This is a genomic window from Streptomyces sp. JH002 (assembly GCF_050916115.1).
Lineage (GTDB): Bacteria > Actinomycetota > Actinomycetes > Streptomycetales > Streptomycetaceae > Streptomyces > Streptomyces xiamenensis.
Map to the genome: position 1 here is coordinate 4,398,295 of NZ_CP087989.1, position 19,264 is coordinate 4,417,558.

Annotated in this window: 17 protein-coding genes; 11 read left to right on the plus strand and 6 right to left on the minus strand. The window is 73.4% G+C overall.

The features are described 5' to 3' along the window. Positions 1 to 7 precede the first annotated feature (7 nt). The 8 genes from H7827_RS20135 to clpX all read left to right on the plus strand — a co-directional run bounded on the left by H7827_RS20135 (position 8) and on the right by clpX (position 8,074). Complete coding sequence (locus H7827_RS20135) at positions 8 to 937, plus strand: type II secretion system F family protein (RefSeq protein ID WP_386539894.1); 930 nt, start codon at positions 8 to 10, stop codon at positions 935 to 937. Beyond that, positions 934 to 1,890, plus strand: a complete 957-nt coding sequence (locus H7827_RS20140; protein ID WP_386539892.1) for a type II secretion system F family protein — start codon at positions 934 to 936, stop codon at positions 1,888 to 1,890. Before H7827_RS20135 ends, H7827_RS20140 begins: the two co-directional genes overlap by 4 nt. A gap of 21 nt (positions 1,891 to 1,911) precedes the next feature. Beyond that, the gene (locus tag H7827_RS20145) at positions 1,912 to 2,142 is read left to right on the plus strand and encodes a hypothetical protein (RefSeq protein WP_030725299.1); all 231 of its coding nucleotides are present in this window, start codon (positions 1,912 to 1,914) and stop codon (positions 2,140 to 2,142) included. A gap of 101 nt (positions 2,143 to 2,243) precedes the next feature. Next, a complete protein-coding gene (locus tag H7827_RS20150) occupies positions 2,244 to 2,723 on the plus strand; it encodes a TadE family protein (RefSeq protein WP_078635030.1) in 480 nt (159 codons plus the stop codon). A 5-nt stretch (positions 2,724 to 2,728) separates the two neighbouring features. Then, positions 2,729 to 3,142: a TadE/TadG family type IV pilus assembly protein gene (locus H7827_RS20155; protein WP_376049951.1), complete on the plus strand. Its 414-nt coding sequence runs from the start codon at positions 2,729 to 2,731 to the stop codon at positions 3,140 to 3,142. Positions 3,143 to 3,189: 47 nt separating this feature from the next. Continuing rightward, on the plus strand, positions 3,190 to 3,639 hold the full coding sequence (locus H7827_RS20160) for a TadE/TadG family type IV pilus assembly protein (protein WP_432748011.1): 450 nt from the start codon (positions 3,190 to 3,192) through the stop codon (positions 3,637 to 3,639). Between the two features lie 37 nt (positions 3,640 to 3,676). Next, on the plus strand, positions 3,677 to 6,715 hold the full coding sequence (locus H7827_RS20165) for a BTAD domain-containing putative transcriptional regulator (protein ID WP_432746808.1): 3,039 nt from the start codon (positions 3,677 to 3,679) through the stop codon (positions 6,713 to 6,715). 96 nt (positions 6,716 to 6,811) lie between these two features. Beyond that, positions 6,812 to 8,074 (plus strand): ATP-dependent Clp protease ATP-binding subunit ClpX, encoded by a 1,263-nt coding sequence (clpX, locus tag H7827_RS20170; protein ID WP_030725313.1) that lies wholly within the window; start codon positions 6,812 to 6,814, stop codon positions 8,072 to 8,074. 103 nt (positions 8,075 to 8,177) lie between these two features. On the opposite strand, the gene H7827_RS20175 is transcribed toward clpX, so the two are convergent. Continuing rightward, a complete protein-coding gene (locus H7827_RS20175; protein WP_432746809.1) occupies positions 8,178 to 9,128 on the minus strand; it encodes a phosphotransferase in 951 nt (316 codons plus the stop codon). Positions 9,129 to 9,488: 360 nt separating this feature from the next. On the opposite strand from H7827_RS20175, the gene H7827_RS20180 reads away from it, so the two are divergent. After that, entirely contained in the window at positions 9,489 to 10,367 is an 879-nt protein-coding gene (locus tag H7827_RS20180; RefSeq protein ID WP_432746810.1) for an alpha/beta fold hydrolase, read from the plus strand. A 21-nt stretch (positions 10,368 to 10,388) separates the two neighbouring features. Here H7827_RS20180 and H7827_RS20185 read toward each other — a convergent pair whose 3' ends face one another. Next, complete coding sequence (locus tag H7827_RS20185; RefSeq protein ID WP_432746811.1) at positions 10,389 to 10,961, minus strand: TetR family transcriptional regulator; 573 nt, start codon at positions 10,959 to 10,961, stop codon at positions 10,389 to 10,391. 135 nt (positions 10,962 to 11,096) lie between these two features. Here H7827_RS20185 and H7827_RS20190 point away from each other — a divergent pair, with 135 nt between their 5' ends. Next, a complete protein-coding gene (locus tag H7827_RS20190; RefSeq protein WP_432746812.1) occupies positions 11,097 to 11,858 on the plus strand; it encodes an SDR family NAD(P)-dependent oxidoreductase in 762 nt (253 codons plus the stop codon). A gap of 42 nt (positions 11,859 to 11,900) precedes the next feature. On the opposite strand, the gene H7827_RS20195 is transcribed toward H7827_RS20190, so the two are convergent. Genes H7827_RS20195 through H7827_RS20210 form a run of 4 tightly spaced genes read right to left on the minus strand, consistent with a single transcriptional unit; the run spans position 11,901 to position 17,727 of the window. Beyond that, entirely contained in the window at positions 11,901 to 12,233 is a 333-nt protein-coding gene (locus H7827_RS20195) for a heavy metal-responsive transcriptional regulator (RefSeq protein ID WP_432746813.1), read from the minus strand. Between the two features lie 42 nt (positions 12,234 to 12,275). Beyond that, positions 12,276 to 14,042: an ABC transporter ATP-binding protein gene (locus tag H7827_RS20200; RefSeq protein ID WP_432746814.1), complete on the minus strand. Its 1,767-nt coding sequence runs from the start codon at positions 14,040 to 14,042 to the stop codon at positions 12,276 to 12,278. 37 nt (positions 14,043 to 14,079) lie between these two features. Continuing rightward, positions 14,080 to 15,465, minus strand: a complete 1,386-nt coding sequence (locus H7827_RS20205; protein WP_432746815.1) for a dihydrolipoyl dehydrogenase family protein — start codon at positions 15,463 to 15,465, stop codon at positions 14,080 to 14,082. 9 nt (positions 15,466 to 15,474) lie between these two features. Continuing rightward, positions 15,475 to 17,727, minus strand: coding sequence for an MMPL family transporter (locus H7827_RS20210; protein ID WP_432746816.1), 2,253 nt, complete (start codon positions 17,725 to 17,727; stop codon positions 15,475 to 15,477). Between the two features lie 213 nt (positions 17,728 to 17,940). On the opposite strand from H7827_RS20210, the gene H7827_RS20215 reads away from it, so the two are divergent. Further along, positions 17,941 to 19,257: an SLC13 family permease gene (locus H7827_RS20215; RefSeq protein ID WP_432748012.1), complete on the plus strand. Its 1,317-nt coding sequence runs from the start codon at positions 17,941 to 17,943 to the stop codon at positions 19,255 to 19,257. The last annotated feature ends 7 nt before the right edge of the window (positions 19,258 to 19,264 follow it).

Below are 19,264 nucleotides of genomic sequence, written 5' to 3' on the forward strand. Positions count from 1 at the left end.
TCGCGCCATGACCGGATCCGGGCTGTTCTCGCTCACCGCGCTGTACGCGCTGGTCTGCGGCGTCGCGGTCGGCGGCGGCATCGCGCTGCTCGTGACGGCGATCCGCGGCGTCCCCCCGAAGACCTCGGAGGAACGCGCCCGCGCCGAGCGCCGCAGGACCGAACTCGCCCGCTTCGCCGGCCGCCGCGGCACCATCGCCGGGGCCGCCGCGCTCCTCGTCCTGCTGCTCACCCGCTGGCCGATCGCCGCCATCGGCACCGCCCTGCTGGTCTTCTCCTGGAGCAAGCTGTTCGGCGGCGCCGCCGAGGAGCGCGCCAACATGCGCCGCGTCGAGGCGCTGGCCGGCTGGACCGAGTCCCTGCGCGACACCATCGCCGGGGCCGTCGGCCTGGAACAGGCCATCCCCTCCTCGGCCCGCGCCGCCGCGCCCGCGCTGCGCGTACCGCTCAACAACCTGGTGGACCGGCTCCGTTCGCGGATGCCGCTGCCCGAGGCGCTCCAGGAGTTCGCGGAGGAACTGGACGATTCCTCCGCCGACATCATCATCGCCTCGCTCATCCTCAACGCCCGGCTGCGCGGCCCCGGCCTGCGCGAAGTGCTGGGCGCGCTCGCCAAGTCGGCGCGCGAGGAAGTGGACATGCGCCAGCGCGTCATGGCCCAGCGCGCCTCGACCCGGCGCAGCGTGCAGATCGTCGTCGGGGTGTCCGTCGCGTTCCCGCTCGGGCTCGCCATCTTCAACCCGGGCTTCGTCGAGCCGTTCGGCGACACCCTGGGCCAGGCCGTACTGGCCATCGTCTGCGGCCTGTTCGGCCTCGGCTTCTGGTGGATGCGGCGGCTGGCCAGGATCGAGGTGCCCGAGCGGTTCATGGCCCGGGCCGACGAGAGCGCGCAGTTGCGCGAGCGGCAGCCGTCCGAACAAGGGGGAGTGCGGTCGTGAACTCCGACATCACCACGGCCGTTCTGGTCGGGGCGGTCTTCGGCCTCGGGGCGTACGCCCTGATCCGGGCCCTGATGCCCACCCGGCGCAGCTCGGTGGCCACCGTCGCCCGCATCGACGCGCTGCGCCAGCGCGCCGGGTTCGGGCACGTCCCGTACAGCGCCGTGCCGCACCAGGGCGGCGCGGACGCGGGCAAGAAGCCCAGCCGGTTCGACGAGGCGCAGGAGCGGATCGGGGAGCGGCTGGCCGAGCTGTACGTGCAGCGCGGCTGGGAACAGCGCTCGCTGCGGGCCGACCTCGCGCTGCTGGACCGCACCTGGGAGTCGTTCCTGGCGCAGAAGGTGGTACTGGCGGCGGCGGGGCTGTTCTTCGGGCCCTTCCTGTTCTCCATGGCCTGGCTGATCGGCTTCGGTGCCAGCCCCGTCATCCCGGTGTGGATGGCGCTGGTGTTCGCCGCCGTGTTCTTCTTCCTCCCCGACCTGGAGGTACGGCGGGACGCCAAGGCGCGGCGGCGTGACTTCCGCCGGGTGGTGGCGGCCTACCTGGACCTGGTGGCCATGAGCCTGGCCGGCGGGCGCGGCCTGCCGGAGGCGCTGAAGGCGGCGGCCGAGGTGAGCGACGGCTGGGCGCTGCGGCGCATCCAGTCGGCGCTGGCGGACGCCCGGATCACCGGATTGACGCAGTGGCAGGCACTGGGCAAGCTCGGTGACGAGGTGGGCGTCGACGAACTGAAGGATCTGTCCGCGTCCCTGGCGCTGGTCGCGGACGACGGCGCGAAGGTGCGGGCCTCGCTCTCCGCCCGTTCGGAGACGATGCGGCACCGCGAACTCGCCGAGATCGAGGGAAGCGCGGGGGAGAAATCGCAGTCGATGCTGATCGCGCAGCTGCTGCTGTGCTTGGGATTTCTGATCTTTCTGATCTATCCGGCCGGAATGCGGGTGTTCTCGGCATGACCAGCTTGAGAGGTAAGTGACATGAGCAAGTTCCGTTTCGCGGCGGCCGATTATCTGGTCGCCCTGGTGCGCTCCCGGACGGCGGGCGCCGACCGTGACCGCGGTGCCTCCGCCATCGAGTGGGTCATCATCGCGGCGGTCGTGGTCGGCATCGTCGCCGGTGTGGCGGCCGTGATCATGAACGCGATCGACGACCGGGCCGGCAACGTGAGCGAGTGCATCCAGGGCGCGGTGAACTACGCGGACTGCTGAGCGGGCGCCCGTACCGCGGGCCGGCGGGGACGCGGGGAGCGCGGGAGTACGGGGAGCACCGGGACAACGGGGACCACGGGAAGTACGGGGAGCACACGGGGATGACCAAGCGAGCGGGCCGCTGGCTGCGCCGCCGGATCGGGGAAGGCTCCGACCGGGGCGGCGCCGTGCTGCGCCGGGGCGAGCGCGGTGACCGCGGCAGCTCGGCGATCGAGTTCGTCTTCCTCACCCCGCTCATGTTCTTCCTGATCTTCGGGGCCGTGCAGTTCGCCATGTACTCCTTCGCCCAGGACGTCGCCAAGGCCGCCGCGCAGGCCGGCGCCCGCACCGCCCGTGCGGAGGCGGACGCCGATCCGATGGGCTGGCAGTCCAAGGCCCGGGAGAAGTCGTACGACTACATCGACCAGCTGGGCCGGGGAATGTTCGACTCCCCGCCGTCGGTGTACACCACCCTGCCGGCGCCGGACACCGTGCGGGTGGAGGTGCATGCCACCGTGCCGTCCATCGTGCCGGGCATGACCATGACCGTACGGGCCTCGTCCGAGGGGCCGGTCGAGCGTTTCGTGCCGGACGGGGGGTGAGGTCCGTGGCCGCCGCGCAGCGCGACGACCGGGGCCTGTCCTCCGTCGAGGTGGTGTTCCTCGCGCCGCTCATGATCGCCTTCATCCTGGTGCTGGTCGCGATGGGCCAGCAGGTCTCCGGGCGCGCCGCCGTCAGCGGCGCGGCCCGGGACGCGGCACGGGCCGGCTCGCTGGAACGGGACGGCGCCTCCGCCGCCTCCGCCGCCGCCCGTACCGCCGAGCGGGAACTGGGCGAGGTGTGCGTGGGCGGTACGGTCCGGGTCGAGGTGACCTCGGGCGGCGGGCACGAGGCGGGCTCGCTGTTCAGCGTGCGGGTCAGCTGCAAGGTGCGCGCGCTGGACATGCTCGGGGTACCGGTCGCCTCCACCCTCAGCGGGGCGTCCAGCTCGCCGATCGACCCGTACCGGAGGTCGGGGTGAACGGGCAGAAGAAGACGGCGGTGGACAGCGGGCGCGGGGCGGGCGCGATGCCCCGGAGGCGGCGGCTCACCGGCCCCGCCGACGGCTCCGACCGCGGCTCGGGCGCCGTGCTGGTCATCTTCTTCGCGATCGTCGTGCTGGCGCTGGCCGCGTTCGTGGTGGACGGCGGACTCGCCATCCACCAGCGGGAGCGGGCCGCCGACATCGCCGAACAGGCCGCCAGGTACGCCGCCCAGGACCTCGACGAGGAGGCGCTGCGCGAAGGACTCGGCAACGCCCCCATCAACTTCGGGAACTGCGCCAACCGGGTCGCCGAGTACGCTGCTTCGGTGGACATGAACGCGGCGGACATCGCCGCGTCCGCCTGTTCGCAGGCGTCCGTGGACCGGGTCACGGTGCAGATCCGGCTGACCTACCGCCCGGTGTTCACCGGGTTCTTCTTCGACCGTCCGCTCGAAGTCTGGGGCACGGCCACCGCCGAGGCCCAGATCAACTGATCGACCACTGATCCATCACCATCGGGGAGTTCACGTCATGGCGAACCGAACGCCGGTGCCCGTGAAGGTCGGGCGCAGCTTCAGCGACATCATGAAGGCGGCCCTCGCCTTCGTCGCGCTGGCCGCGCTCGTCGTCGGCGTGCCGTTCTCCCTGGCCACGCTGATCGGCTGGCCGCTGCCGCGCACCATGCCGGGGCTCGACACCCTCCAGGAGGAGATCAGCACCACCGCCTTCATGAAGGTGCTGGCGCTGCTGGTGTGGGTGGCCTGGGCGCAGTTCACCGCGTGTGTACTGGTGGAGGTCAAGGCCGCGCTGTCCGGGGTGGGCATCCCGGCCCGGGTGCCGGGCGCCGGGCCCAGCCAGTTGCTGGCGCGGCAACTGGTGGGGATGCTGCTGCTGGTCACCGCCTCCGCGGCGTCGTTCGTGCCGGGGCTGAGCGGCATCGGCGGGGCCTTCGACGGCGGCAACTCCTCGCAGGTGGTGGCGGAGGCCCAGCAGACCCCCGGGGGCGCCGGGCCCGAGTACGCCTATCTGCCGGGCGGCGGCGGCGGTGGCGGCAACGATGTGGAGCCCGCCATGGCGCTGCCCAACGAGGCGGCGGGCGAGGAGGAGTCGGCGGAGGCGGCGACCAAGTACTACCGCATCCAGCCGCCGGAGGGCCGGCACCACGACACCCTGTGGGGCATCTCCGAGCGGCACCTGGACGACGGGCTGCGCTACAAGGAGATCTACCAGCTCAACAAGGACCGGGTGCAGCCCGACGGTTCGAAGCTGACCGAGGCCTCGCTGATCCGTCCCGGCTGGATTCTGGAGATGCCGGCCGACGCGCACGGCGGCGAGCTGGTCGAGATGCCGCACGAGGCCGAGGAGCTGTCGCAGGACGAGGCCGAGGAGTTCCGGGAGTACCAGCGCACCGGGGACACCGCGTGGCCCTCGGCCGACCCGGGCGCGGGAGGGAACGGCGGAACCGACGCCGGATCCGGCGTCGGCGCCGACACCGGGGCCGATCAGGCCGGCATCGGCGTTCCCGAGCTGGGTCTGGCGCCCGAGGACGCCGGGAACGGCCCCTCGCTGCCCGCCTTCGACACCACGCCGTTCCAGCAACTTCCCGACCAGGCGCCGCAGGACGCTCCCGAGGCCGCCGCGACCGCCGAGGACGACGGCGGGTTCGGGCTGCCCGAGGCGCTGCTCGGCGCCCCGCTGCTCGCCGCCGGACTGCTGATGGCGCTGGGCCGTACCCGCCGCAACGCGCTGTGGCAGTCGGCCGCCGGGACCCTCGCGGGCCGTGGCGTGGGCGACGACCTGGCGCCGGGCTCCACCGCCGCGCACAACGTCCGGGACGCGCTGCTGGTGGGCGCCGCCCCCGACGCGGTCGCCTTCCTCGATCACGCGCTGCGCCGGCTGTCCGCCGCGCTGGATTCCGAGGGCAAGACGCTGCCCCCGGTGTACGCGGCCTGGCTGACCGACCACGAACTCCACCTCCAGCTGGCCGCCCCGGCCGGACGCCCGCCCGCCCCGTGGCGGCCGGGCCAGTCCGACACGTACTGGACGGTGCGCCGCGACGCGCTGCCCGCCGACGGCGGCGCGCCGGACGCGGAGGCCCCGTACCCCGGCCTGGTGTCCCTGGGCGTGCGCGATGACATGCGGCTGCTGCTCAACCTGGAGGCGGTGCCCGGCATCGTGTCGGTGACCGGCGCCCGCGCCGACCGCGAGGCGGTGCTGGCCTCCATCGCCGCCGAACTGGCCACCAGCGGCTGGGCGGACCGGATGACGGTCACCCTGGTCGGCTTCGGCGGCGAGCTGACGGCCCTGGCCCCCACCCGCGCGCGGTATCTGGACGATGTCGCCGGGCTGCTGGAGGTCATGGAGACCGAGACCAATCTGCGCCGCGGCGCGCTGCGGCACACCGGGCAGGAGTCGATTCTGACGGGCCGCACGGGGCCGGCCAGGCAGCAGCAGTGGGCACCGCATCTGGTGCTGATCGGCGCGGTGCCGACGGCCGAGCAGGCGGAACGGCTGGCGGCGCTCGCCGCGGTCTCCGCGCAGCTGGGCATCGGCTATCTGGTGACCTCGGACCGGCCCGATCTGCCGGGCATCGCCTGGGAGTTCGAGATCTCGGGCGAAGGGGTGCTGACCGAGCCCGAGATGGGCCTGGAACTGACCGCCCAGCTGCTGCCCGCCGCCCAGCGCGCCGCGGTGGTGGAGCTGTTCGCCGAGCTGACCCGGGAGCCGGGCGGTGGCGCGGCGGGTGCCGCCGGGCCCGCGTTCGCCGTGGACCTGAGCCAGCGCGGCAAGCCCGACGTGTATGCCCAGGTGATGGGTGGGTACGAGATCACCGGGCTGTCCGTGCCCGATCCGGAGCGCGGTGAGCAACTGCGCGAGGCGCTGGCGCTGTTGCTGCTGCACCGCGAGGGCGTGCACCCCCGGGTGCTGGCGTCCGCGCTGTGGCCGCGCGGCGTGCCGGACGACGTACGGGAGGCCCTGATCGGGCGGCTGCGGGAGTGGCTCGGCACGGACGCGGCGGGCGCGCCCCGGCTGCTGACGGCCGAGGACGGCCGGCTGTCGCTGGCGCCGGGGATCGTCTCGGACTGGGATGTGCTGCGCACCCTGCACCATCAGGCGGTGTCGGTGGGCGGCGGTGTCGCGGCCGAGCGCAAGCGGCAGCTCACGGACGCGCTGAGCCTGGCGCGCGGCCCGCTGCTCCAGGGGCAGCGGGAGGGCGGCCGGTTCGGCTGGCTGGAGCATGAGATCGTGGACGCGCAATACCCCTTGCTGGTCTCGGAGATCGCGCTGAAGCTGGCGGCCGAGCAGCTGGCGAGCGGCGGCAGTGAGCAGGCGTATGTGGCGATCAGGTCCGCGCTCGCCGCCTCGCCGACCGATGAGCGGCTGTGGAACGAGCTGCTGCGGTCGGCGAAGGCGACCGGCAAGGCGGACTGGCTGCGCGGGGCGGCCGACTGGCTGCTGGCGCACCACGCGCATCTGTACGGCCCGGCACAGGCGTTGCCGGCGCAGACGGAGGCGTTGCTGGACGAACTGCTGCCGGGGTGGCGGAGCACGGTGGCGGCGGCCGGCTGACGGTACGGCCCTCCCCAGGTTCCTCACCCGCGCTCAGGTGGCAAGATCATCTGATGACATGTCGAGAAGGGCACCGAGGAGGGCTGACACTTGGTCATGGCGCGCGACGATGACGCCGACCACTCGCTCAAGTGCTCGTTCTGCGGCAAGACCCAGGAGCAGGTCCGCCGGCTGATCGCCGGCCCCGCCGGGGTCTACATCTGCGTCGAGTGCGTCGGGGTGTGCAACGACCTGATCGAGGAGGAACTGGGCAGGCCCGACGAGAGCCTGCCCACCGAACTGCCCAGGCCCCGCGAGATCCACCGCTATCTGGACCAGTACGTCATCGGCCAGGAGGACGCCAAGCGCGCCCTGGCGGTGGCCGTCTACAACCACTACAAGAGGGTGCGCGGCACCGCCGCCGCCGAGGAGAACGGCGAACGGCCCGTCGAGCTGGCCAAGTCCAACATCCTGCTGCTCGGCCCCACCGGCTGCGGCAAGACATACCTGGCCCAGACGCTGGCCCGTTCCCTGAACGTGCCCTTCGCCATCGCCGACGCCACCGCCCTCACCGAGGCCGGCTATGTCGGCGAGGACGTCGAGAACATCCTGCTCAAGCTGCTCCAGGCCGCCGACTTCGATGTGGCGCGCGCCGAGACCGGCATCATCTACCTCGACGAGATCGACAAGATCTCCCGCAAGAGCGAGAACCCCTCCCTGACCCGCGACGTCTCGGGGGAGGGGGTGCAGCAGGCGCTGCTGAAGATCATGGAGGGCACGGTCGCCGCGATCCCGCCACAGGGCGGGCGCAAGCACCCGCAGCAGGAGCTGATCGAACTCGACACCTCCCAGGTGCTGTTCATCGCCGCCGGGGCCTTCGCGGGCCTGGAGACCATCGTGGGCGACCGGCTCGGCGGACGCGGCATCGGCTTCGGCGGCGAACTGCGGGCGGCCACCGCGCCGCCGCCCGGCGACCCGTTCGCCGGGGTGCAGCCGGCCGACCTGGTGCGGTACGGGCTGATCCCGGAGTTCATCGGCCGTCTCCCGGTCATCACCCGGGTCACCGCCCTGGACCGGGCGGCCCTGCTGCGCACCCTGACCGAGCCCCGCAACGCGCTGGTCAAGCAGTATCAGCGGCTGTTCGAACTCGACGGCGTGCAACTGGAGTTCGACCGCCCGGCGCTGGACGCGATCATCGAGCGGGCGATCAGCAGGGGCACCGGGGCGCGGGCGCTGCGCGGCGTCATGGAGCGCGTGCTGCAGCCCCTCATGTACGAGATCCCCGGCCGCTCCGACATCAGCCACGTGGTGGTCGACGAGCGCACCGTCATCGAGAACGCGGACCGGGCCCGCTTCCCGCGCCAACGGCGCGGCCAGTGAGCTGAGTCGCAGACGCCTCGTCGGTCGGGCGCGAGCCGCGCGGGCCCGGCCGTCTCCTCATCCGCCGGGGGCCGGCCGTGCGGCGCGGCCCCGACGGTGGCGGTCAGCTGTGCAGGCCGCCGGCGAACGGCGTGCTCCGCCACTGCTCGACGGCCGGCATGAGGTACTCCGTCAGCTGGGGAAGCTGCGGGACCAGCGTGAGGGTGGCGATCACCCGCAGCATGCCCACGGCGTTGACGAAGCGCAGCACGTCCCCGTCCAGCGACCGCATGCCGTTCTCCCGGGCGCCGCGGTCATAGGCGGCTTCCAGCTCCGGCCCCAGCGCGGCCAGGTCCCACTCGACCGGCCCCAGCGTGATCATCTCGAAGTCGGCGTAGCGGTCCCCGTCCGCCCCGGAGAAGATGTTCGCGGGCGGGCAGTCGCCGTGGACGGGCTGGAGCCCGATCCCGGGGAACCGGGCCTCGAAGGCCGCGCGTGAGCGCACGAGGGGTTCCAGGACCCGCCATTCGCGGCGGGCACGCTCCAGATCGTCCCCGCCGACGAGGTCGGGCTGCCCCTCCAGCCGGGCGAGCCCCTCGGTGACGAACCAGGGTTCGGCGGAGGACAGGAACCCCAGGCGGCCCGGGTAGGAGCGCAGCGCCGCGTGCAGGGCGGGGACGCTCTCGGCGTTCGCCGCGTAGTCGGGTTCCTTGGTCCGGTCCTCCTCGACGTAGGCCCAGAAGGTCATCGAGAATCCGCCGTGTTGGACGGGTTCGCGCGGCACGAGCGGGCTGGGGGCGAGGACGGGGACGCCCTGGCCGGCGAGCCACTGGGTCACGTCCAGTTCGTCCCGCTGGCGGCGCGCGAGGGCGGCCAGGTCGTCGGGGCGGGGCAGGACGGTGGGGATCCGGGCCACGACCGGTGAGGGCGCCAGGTGGACGACGACGGAGAAGACGTCGTGCAGCACGGTGGGTTCGGTGACGGTCAGGCCGAGCGCGCGCCCGGCGGCGACGGCCGCCTCGGTGGCGGCGGTGGTCCGGTCGGCGAGCTGGCGCGCGGTGAGGTGGGTGGTCATGGGCGTCATGGGTCCTTCGTCTCAGCGGATGTCCGCGGGTGCGGCGGGCGGGTCGGGGCGGGGCCGGGCCGTGGGCCGCGCGAACGGCGGCATCGCCCGGGGCCGGGCTCAGACGAAGAAGAGGTAGGCCATGACGCCACCCTAACAAGACGAACCGTCTCGCCTCAATGCCTGCGGCGGGGGCGCCACCCGTGACCCCCGGCACCGGCCACGTACCGGACGCGGCCCCGCACCGCCCGCTCCGGGCGGCGGACCGGGCGGAGCCGCGCGTGCTCATCCGTTGCTGATTCGCGGCCCCGAGAGTGGAGGCATCGGCCGCCGCCCGGAGCGCGACGGCCGCGGAACGAAAGGCACAGTCCCATGACGCAGAGCATTCCCGGTTTCACCTACCAGCGGGTGGCGGTGGCGGACGGTGTGGAGCTGAACGTCGCGGTGGGCGGCTCCGGCTCGCCCGTCGTGCTGCTGCACGGCTTCCCGCAGACGCACCTGATGTGGCGGCACGTCGCCCGGAACCTGGCGGCTGACCACACCGTCATCTGCCCCGACCTGCGGGGCTACGGCGCCAGCGACAAGCCCGCCGAGGACGGACCCGAGGTCTACTCCAAGCGGACCATGGCCGCCGACATCGTCGCGCTGGCCCGCGAGCTGGGCCATGAGCGGTTCGCGCTCGCCGGGCACGACCGCGGCGCCCTGGTCGCCTTCCGGGCCGGCCTGGACCACCCGGATGTCATCACCCACCTGGCCTGCCTGGACGTCCTGCCCACCGTGGACATGTGGGACGCCCTGCACGGGGTACGGGCGGCCGTCGGCTTCCACCTCTACCTGATGGCCCAGCCGCCCGGCCTGGCCGAGGAGATGATCCGGAACAGCTCGGACGCGTTCTTCTCGCACTTCCTGGACGTCTGGGCGAACGACCCCGGGGCCGTGCCGCCTGCCGTGCGCCAGGTCTACCTCGACGCCTGCCGCGCGGCCGTCCCCTCCATCGTGGCGGACTACCGGGCCTCGGCCGGCATCGACATCGAGCACGACGAGGCCGACCGCGCGCGGGGGCGCAGGCTGGCCATGCCGGTCACCGTTCTCCAGCAGGACTGGGGCGCCCGGCTGGGCTACGAGGCCGCCGCCCTGTGGGGCGCCTGGGCCGGGGATCTCGACCACGGCACGGTCTCCTGCGGGCACTTCATGGCCGAGGAGGATCCCGACGCCATCACCCGGCGCCTGCGCGACCTCCTCGCGCGCTGACCTCCCCGAACGTCCCCGGGCTCAGCCGTTCCCTCCGGCGTTCAGCATGCGTGTCACGGCGGTGACGACGGCCTCCCGGTGTGCCGCGACGCGGGCGGGGTCCTCCGGATCCCGCCCGTCGGACCGCAGCAGGCCCACCGGGCTCAGGTACCAGGCCTGGGCCACCGCGTAGATCAGGACCAGCAGGTCGACGGCGGTCAGCGGCGCGCTCTCGGCGGCCGATACCGCCGTGGTCTTGGCGAGGTAGCTGTCCATGGGCTCGGACGCGGACTGCGGGCGTTCGAGCTGGGCCCACATCGTGATCCGCAGCGTGGCGGGCTCGCGCCGGTGGTAGTCGAAGAGGTCGCCCGCCCAGGCGGCGAGGTCATCGGGGCGCGGTGGCACCGCGGCGGCCATGGAGGTGATCGCCTTGGTGAGCGCGGCGTCGAAGAGCTGGTCCTTGCTGCCGTAGTAGGCGTAGATCATCCGGACGTTGGTCCCGGCCGCCTTGGCGATCCGCTCGATGCGCCCGCCGGCGTGCCCGTGTCCGGCGAACTCCGAGAGCGCCGCCCCCAGGATCCGGGCCTTCGTCGTCTCTGCGTCGCGTGGCGGCATGTGCTCTCCAGCCCGCGCGGGCGGGCGGTTGACAGTGATCAGGGCGCCTCCTAGGCTAGCAATAAATAAGTATTTACTTACTTAGCCTCCGCGGGCAGCCGTGTCCGCGGGACGCGGAACCCCACAGGAGCCGACATGACCGAACCGAGAAATGCCCTGGTCACGGGCGGGAACCGGGGCCTGGGCCGGAGCACCGCCCGCGCCCTAGCCCGGAGCGGCGTCAAGGTCGCCCTCACCTACCGGAGCGGCGCCTCCGGAGCCGCGGAGACGGTACGGATGATCGAGGAGGAGGGAGGCGAGGCGTTCGCCCTGCGCCTGGACATCGGCGACGCCGGGAGCTTCCGGGGCTTCGCCGGTGAACTCACCGGCGAACTGCTCGACCGGTGGGGGCACGACCGGCTCGATATCCTCGTCAACAACGCCGGGGTCGGCCTCTTCGACGCCCTGGAGGAGGTGACCCCCGAACGCTTCGACGAACAGGTCGGCGTCAACTTCCGGGGCACGTTCTTCCTCATCCAGGCCCTGGTGCCGCACCTCGCCGACGGCGGCCGGATCGTGAACGTGTCGACCTCCCTGACCCGGCACGTCAGCCCCGGCACATCCGTGTACGCGGCCTCGAAGGCCGCCGTCGAGGCCCTGACCCGCAGCCTGGCGGGCGAGTTGGGGCAGCGTGGCATCCGCGTCAACACGGTGGCCCCCGGGCCCAGCGCCACCGACTTCAACGGCGGCGCGATGCGGGACGACCCGGAGCTGCGCGGCTTCCTCGCGGCGCACACGGCGCTGGGCCGGGTGGGCAGCCCCGAGGAGATCGGCGACGCCATCGCCGCGCTGGTCTCGCCCGGGATGCGCTGGGTCACCGCCCAGCGCCTGGAGGTCTCCGGCGGCGCGCTGCTGTGAACGGCCGGGGGCGGGGCCCCGCGGTGCCGCCCCCGGCGTGTTTCAGCCGCGCAGGGCCCGCAGGGCGTCCCGGGTGTGGGTGAGCGCCTCGATCCGGGACTCGATGCGGTGCAGGTGGCCCGCGATCACCCGGGCCGTGTCCGGGGGCGGCGGACGGTCGGTGTCCGAGAGCAGCAGCAGCTCACCGATCTCGGAGAGGGAGAGACCGGCGGACTGGGCGGTCCTGATGAACACCAGCCGGTCGGCGCTCTCCGGCGGATAGTCTCGGTAGCCGGAAGGGGTGCGCGGGGGTTCGGGCAGCAGCCCGGCCTGTTCGTAGAACCGCACCGTCTTGGTGGTCACCCCCGCCGCGTGTGCGAGCGTCCCAATGCGCATGTCCCGTAGCTTAGGTGAGCGTTGCCTGACCACGTCCGTTCTTCACGATGTCGTGGCCAGAAACTGAGTGGCCGCCAGTTCCGCGTACAGCGCGTTGTCCGCGACGAGTTCGGCATGCGTGCCGACCGCCTGGACCCGGCCCGCCTCCATCACCACGATGCGGTCGGCGGAGGTCACGGTGGACAGCCGGTGGGCCACCACCAGCACCGTGGTCTCGCGCGCCGCCTCCGCCACCGTGTCGCGCAGCGCCGCCTCGTTGACGGCGTCCAGCTGCGAGGTGGCCTCGTCCAGCAGCAGCAGCCGGGGGCGGCGCAGCAGCGCGCGGGCGATCGCGATCCGCTGCCGTTCGCCGCCGGACAGCTTGGTGCCCCGGTGCCCCACCAGGGTCTCCAGGCCCTGCGGCAGCCGCTCCACCAGGCCCTCCAGGCGGGTGGTGCGCAGCACCTCGGCCACCGCCGCCTCGTCCGCGTGGGGCGCGCCCAGCAGCAGGTTGTCGCGCAGCGAGCCGGACAGCACGGGCGCGTCCTGCTCGACGTAGCCGATGGTGGCGCGCAGTTCGGCCAGGTCCCAGTCCTCCAGCTTCCGGCCGTCCAGCGTGATGTGGCCCTCGGTGGGGTCGTAGAACCGCTCCACGAGGGAGAACACCGTGGTCTTGCCCGCGCCGGAGGGGCCGACGAAGGCGGTCATGCCGCGCGGTGGCACCTCGAAGCTCACCCCGTGGTGGACTTCCGGCAGTTCGTCGGTGTAACGGAAGCGGACCTCGTGGAAGGCGACGGCGGCCGGGGCGGCGTGCGGTGCGGCCGGCCGGGGCGGCGCGGTGGTGGCCGGGGGCTCGGAGGGCAGGTCGCGCACCTCCTGGATCCGGGTGATGGCGGCGGCCCCGACCTGGTAGCCGGTGATGGCGCCCACCACCTCACTGATCGGGGACATCAGGTAGAAGACGTACAGCAGGAACGCGACCAGCGCGCCGACCTCGATCGACCCGGTGGCCACCCGGGCGCCGCCCACGCCCAGCACGGTGATGAAGGCCGCCTGGAGCGCGACGCCGGACAGATTCCCGGCGATCGCCTGCCACTTGGCGGCCCGGATGCTCTGCCGCCACGCGTCCTGCGCGGCCTCGTGGACCACCGTCTCCTCGCGGGTCTCGGCGCCCGACGCCTTGACGGTGCGCAGCGAGCCGAGGACGCGTTCGACGGCCGTGCCCATGGCGCCGACCGCCTCCTGGGCCCGCTTGCTGGCCCGGTTGATGCGCGGCGCGATGACGCCGATCAGCACGGCCATCACCCCGATGACGGCGACCGTGACCCCGAGCAGCACCAGGTCGACGATGGCCATCATCACCAGCGTGCCGATCAGGGTGAGCCCGCCGGTGGCCAGCCCGATCAGCGAGTTGGTGGTCATGCCGCGCAGCAGCGTGGTGTCGGAGGTGACCCGGGACAACAGATCGCCCGGCTCGGAGCGGTCCACGGCGGTGATCCGCAGCCGCAGCAGATAGGAGGTGAGCGCGCGGCGGGCGGTGAGCACGACGGACTCTGCGGTGCGGTGCAGCACGTACGCGCCGAACCCGCCCAGGACGGCGTTGGCGAGCATCAGCACCGTCATCACGGCGAGCGCCCCGCCCACCGGGCGGTCGGCCGACAGGTTCTCGATCAGCCGCTGGGCGAGCAGCGGCAGGGCGAGGCCCGTGGCGCCGGTGGCCAGCGCCAGCAACGCACCGCCGGCCAGCGCCCAGCGGTGCGGCCGTACATAGCTCAGCAGGACACGCCAGGCGGGGGGAGCCCCGGGGGATTCGACAGTGGTCACACTCACCAGGACGCGCGTGGGGCGCCCGGGGTTGATCAGCGGGTCAGGAAAGATCCGCCAGCGCCGTCTCCACCGCGCGGTGGAAGGTGGGATAGGAGTAGATCATCTGGCGCAGCCGGTCCAGCGGGACCTCGCCCTGGATGGCGACGGCCAGCCCGTACAGCACCTCGCCGCCGGCCGGGCCCGCGGAGGTGGCGCCAACCAGCACCTGGCGCCTGGCGTCGGCGACGAGCTTGATGAAGCCCTCGTTGCCCGCCTGGTGGATCCAGCCGCGGGTGCTGGAGGTCAGGTCGGCCATGCCGGTGCGGACGTCGATGCCCGCCTCGCGGGCCGCCGCCTCGGTCAGGCCCACCGAGCCGATCTCCGGGTCGGTGAAGGTGACATGGGGCAGCGCCCGGTAGTCGGCCGGCGGCGCCTGCTCGCCGAGGATGACGCGGGTGGCCAACTGCGCCTGGTACATGGAGACATGGGTGAACTGGCCGACGCCGGTCACATCGCCGATCGCCCACAGCGCGGGCGCCGCCAGCAGCTTCTCGTCGACGGGCAGCGCGCGGGCCTTCGGCTCCAGCTCGATACCGGCGTGCTCCAGGCCCAGGGAGGCCAGGTCGGGGGCGCGCCCGGTGGCCACCAGCAGGCGTTCGGCGGTCAGTTCCTCGCCGTCGTCCAGGCTCAGGGTGAAGCCGGTGGCGTCGTCGTAGCGCACGGCCGTGGCGTGCGAGCTGACGTGCACGATCAGGCCCTCGCGGGTCAGGACATCGGTGATCAGCCGCGAGGACTCGGGCTCCTCCCGGGACAACAGCCGTTCGCCGCCCTCGACCACGGTCACGGTGGTGCCGAAGCGGGCGTACACCTGGGCGAGTTCGAGCCCGACGGGACCGCCGCCGAGCACCAGCAGGGAACGCGGCGGGGCCTCGGCCGAGATCGCCTCCCGGTTGGTCCAGTACGGCGACCCGGCCAGCCCCGGCAGCGGCGGGACGACGGGGCGGCTGCCGGTGGCGATGACGATGCCCACCCGCGCCCCGTACTCGGTCTCCGGCCCGTCGTCGGAGGGCTTGACGGCCACCCGTCCCGGCCCGGACAGCCGCCCCCGGCCGCGCACCAGGCGCCCGCCGGCGTCGGTGAAGCGGTCGGCGGCGACGGTGTCGTCCCAGTTGTCGGTGGCCTCGGACCTGATGCGGTGCGCGACGATGCCGAAGTCGGGTGTGACCTCGCTGGTGCCCGCGATGCCGGGCACCCGGCGGGTCTCGGCGATCAGGTCGGCGGCGCGCACCATCATCTTGCTGGGCACGCAGGCCCAGTACGGGCACTCGCCGCCGACCAGTTCGGCCTCCACACCCACCACGTCGAGCCCCGCGGCGGCGAGCTTCCCGGCGACGTACTCGCCGCCGGGGCCCATGCCCAGCACAATCACATCTGTCTCTTCGGCCACGTCGTCAGGCTAGGGCACTCGCGCGGACTCCGCCCGCCGTGCGCGGCCCGCGGCGTCCTCGTGCGGGTCCGCGTCGTGCAGCCCGAACCGGTCGTGGACGCGGCGCAGCGGCGCGGGCAGCCACCAGATGGCGCGCCCGCCCAGGCGCATGGCGGCCGGCAGCAGCGCGCCCCGGATGAGGGTGGCGTCCATCAGCACGGCCAGCGGCAGCCCGATGCCCATGGCCTTCATGAAGCTGATGTCGGAGACGAGGAACGCGAGGAAGACGACCGACAGGGCGGTGGCGGCGGCGGTGACGATGCGTCCGATGCGTTCCAGGCCGAGCGCGACGGCGGCGGTGGGGTCACCGCTGCGTTCGTACTCCTCGCGGATGCGGGAGAGCAGGAACACCTGGTAGTCCATGCCCAGGCCGAAGGCGACGGCGAACAGCAGCACCGGCACGGTGCCGTTGATGGAGCCGGTGGCGGTGAAGCCGAGCAGCCCGGCCAGATGGCCGTCCTGGAAGCCCCACACCAGGGCGCCGAAGGTGGCGGTCAGCCCCAGGGCGCTGAGCAGCATGGCGATGAACGGCAGCAGCACGGAGCCGGTGAGCAGGAACAGCAGCACCACCATGGCGGCCCCCAGGGTGAGCGCGGCGACCGGCAGCCGGTCGGTGATGGCGGAGATGCCGTCCAGGGCGACGGCGGCCGGGCCACCTACCAGGATGGGCGAGGGCGGCTCGGCCGCGGCGCCGGAGCGGATGTCACGCACCAGTTGCTCGGCGCGGCCCTGGTCGCCGGGGGCGGGCACCACGGTGAGGGTGGCGGCGTCCGATCCCTCCATGGCGGTGAGCGCGGCGTGCTGCGGGCCGGGCTGGGCCACCTGGGTGCCCCGGGCGTACGAGCCGGTGGCGGCGTCCACCCGGGCGGCGTCGGGGTGGGCGGACAGCCCGGTGGCGTACGTGGCGAGCTCCTGCTGGGAGGCGCCCTCGGGCAGCACCACCCGTACGGCCATGCTCTCGCCGCTGTCGAACTCGGCGCGCATCACCTCGGCGACCTGCCGGCCGGCGGAGGAGGTGGGCAGGGCCCGCTCGTCGAGGGAGCCCATGTTCAGGGACAGGAAGGGCAGCCCGAGGAGGAGCAGGAAGAGGGTGCCCAGGGTGGCGAAGGGGATGGGGCGGCGCATCACCAGGGAGGCGAGCCGGTGCCAGAAGCCGTTCTCGGCGGCGCTGTCCTCCTGGGCGGCGGAACGGCGGCGGCGCAGCACCCGGCCGGCCTCGAAGCGCGGGCCGAGCACGGCGAGCAGCGCGGGCAGCACGGTGAGGGTGGTGAGCGCGGTCAGGACGGCGATGGCGATGCCCGAGTAGGCGATGGAGCGCAGGGCCAGCAGCGGGAACCAGGCGAGCCCGGCGAGGGTGACGGCGACGGTGATCGCGGAGAACAGCACGGTCCGCCCGGCCGAGCCCATCATCACCCGGATGGCGGTGGCGCTGTCCCGGCCCGCCCGCAGCTCCTCGCGGTACCGGTTGACCATCAGCAGGCTGTAGTCGACGGCGAGGCCGAGCCCCAGCAGCGTCACCACGTTGACGGCCAGGACGGAGACGTCGGTGAGCTGGGCCATCGCCCACAGCAAACCCATCGAGACGAGGATCGTGATCAGTCCGGTGGCCAGTGGCAGGGAGGCGGCGACGAGGCTGCCGAAGACCAGCACCAGGACGACGAGCATGATCGGGAAGGCGATGGTCTCGCCCTTGATCACATCGCGTTCGCTGAGTTCGCTCACCTCGTTGTTGATCATGGCGGGGCCGCCGACGGCGACGTCCACGCCGTCCCGCTCGCCCTCGTAGCCGGGACGCAGTGCGGTGAGCCGGTGCCCGGCCTCGGTCTCGTCGCCGGCCACGGTGGCCAGCACCAGGGCGCGCTCGCCGTCGGTCGAGCGCAGCTGGTCGGCGCCGCCCGCGGTCCAGTACGAGATGACGCCGCTGACGCCGTCCTCGTCCGCCAGCCGTTCGGCCAGCGCGGTGCCCGCCGCCTGCGCCGCGGGGTCGTCCACCCCGCCCGGCGCGTGCACCAGCAGGACCAGGTTGGGGTCCGACTGCCCGAAGTGTTCGGCGAGCGCGTCGGCGGCCTGCCCGGATTCCGCGCCGGGGTTGGTGAAGCCGCCTCCCTTCACGTCGTCGAACAGGGTCGCGCTGCTGGCTCCGCCGATCAGCGCCAGCAGCACGGCCACCCACAGCACGGCGCGGCGGTGCCCGAGCACCAGCGCGGAAAGCCTCGCGAACATGGTTCCTGTCCCCTCTCCCGGGAGCCCTGGAGTCCCGCGCACCGGCGGTGCCGGCGGCGGGGACTCGTGCGTTGCCAGGGGAGAGGGGCGGGGCGGCGGGAATGTGACATGACGGATGCGGCGTCCGGCGAGACGTGGGTCACACCGGGTGGGAAACTGGTGCGGTGATCCGGGTGATCCGCGGGGTCAGGGGCACCGGCCGGGAGGCACGCGCTGAGTACGTTGGTGGCCGAGACGCTCTCGGTGGTGTTGCTGCTGGGTGTGCTGGTGTTCGCGGTGTGGCGCCCGCGCGGGCTGCCGGAGGCGGTCGCGGCGGTGCCCGCGGCCGGGGTGGCGCTGGCGTTCGGCCTGGTGACGGCCGACGGCGCATGGCATCAGATCCGCGAACTGCTCCCGGTGACGGGCTTCTTGGCGGCGGTGCTGGTGCTGGCCAGGCTGTGCGACGACGAGGGACTGTTCACGGCGGCCGGGCGGGTGGTGGCGCGCTGGTGCGGCGGCCGGCCGCGGCGGCTGCTGGCCGGGGTGTTCGCGCTGGCGGCGGCGGTGACGGCGGTGCTGAGCCTGGACGCCACGGTGGTGCTGCTGACCCCGGTGGTCTTCGCGACGGCGGCACGGGTGGGGGCGGCGGCCCGTCCGCACGTGTACGCCTGCACCCATCTGGCGAACTCCGCCTCGCTGCTGCTGCCGGTCTCCAATCTGACGAATCTGCTGGCGTTCGCGGCCAGCGGGCTGACGTTCACCCGGTTCGCGGCGCTGATGCTGCTGCCGTGGCTGGCGGCGATCGCGGTGGAGTACGTGGTCTTCCGCCGCTGGTTCGCGGGCGACCTGGCGGGGCGGGGCGTGCCCGTTCCGGAGCCGGAGCCGGAGCCGGAGCCGTCGGCGCCGACCGAGCCGTCGGCGCGGACCGGCGGGCGGGAGCGGGCACCGCGCCCGGTGTTCGCGCTGACCGTCCTGGCGCTGACCCTGGCCGGGTTCGCGCTGACCTCACTGGCCGGCGCGGACCCGGCCTGGGCGGCGCTGGCCGGTGCGCTGGTGCTGGCGGTACGGGGCCTGGCGGCCCGCCGTACGACGGTGCCGGTGCTGGTACGGGCGGCGAACGTCCCTTTCCTGCTGTTCGTCCTGGCGCTGGGCGTGGTGGTGAAGGCCGTGGTGGACCACGGCCTGGGGGACGCGGTGGACCGGCTGCTGCCGCAGGGCTCCTCGCTCGCCGGGCTGCTGGTGATCGCGGCGCTGGCCGCCGTGCTCGCCAACCTCATCAACAATCTGCCGGCCATCCTGGTCGTCCTTCCCGCGCTGGCGGCGCAGGGCGGGGCGGGCCCGGTGCTGGCCGCCCTCATCGGGGTGAACCTGGGGCCCAATCTCACGTACGTCGGCTCGCTGGCCACCTTGCTGTGGCGGCGGGTGCTGCACGCCCACGACACCGATCCGGGTCTGGGCCACTTCACCCGGCTCGGCCTGGTGACGGTGCCCGCCTCCCTGGTGGCGGCGGTGGTGGCGCTGTGGGCCGGACTGCTGCTGATCGGAGGCTGAGAACCGT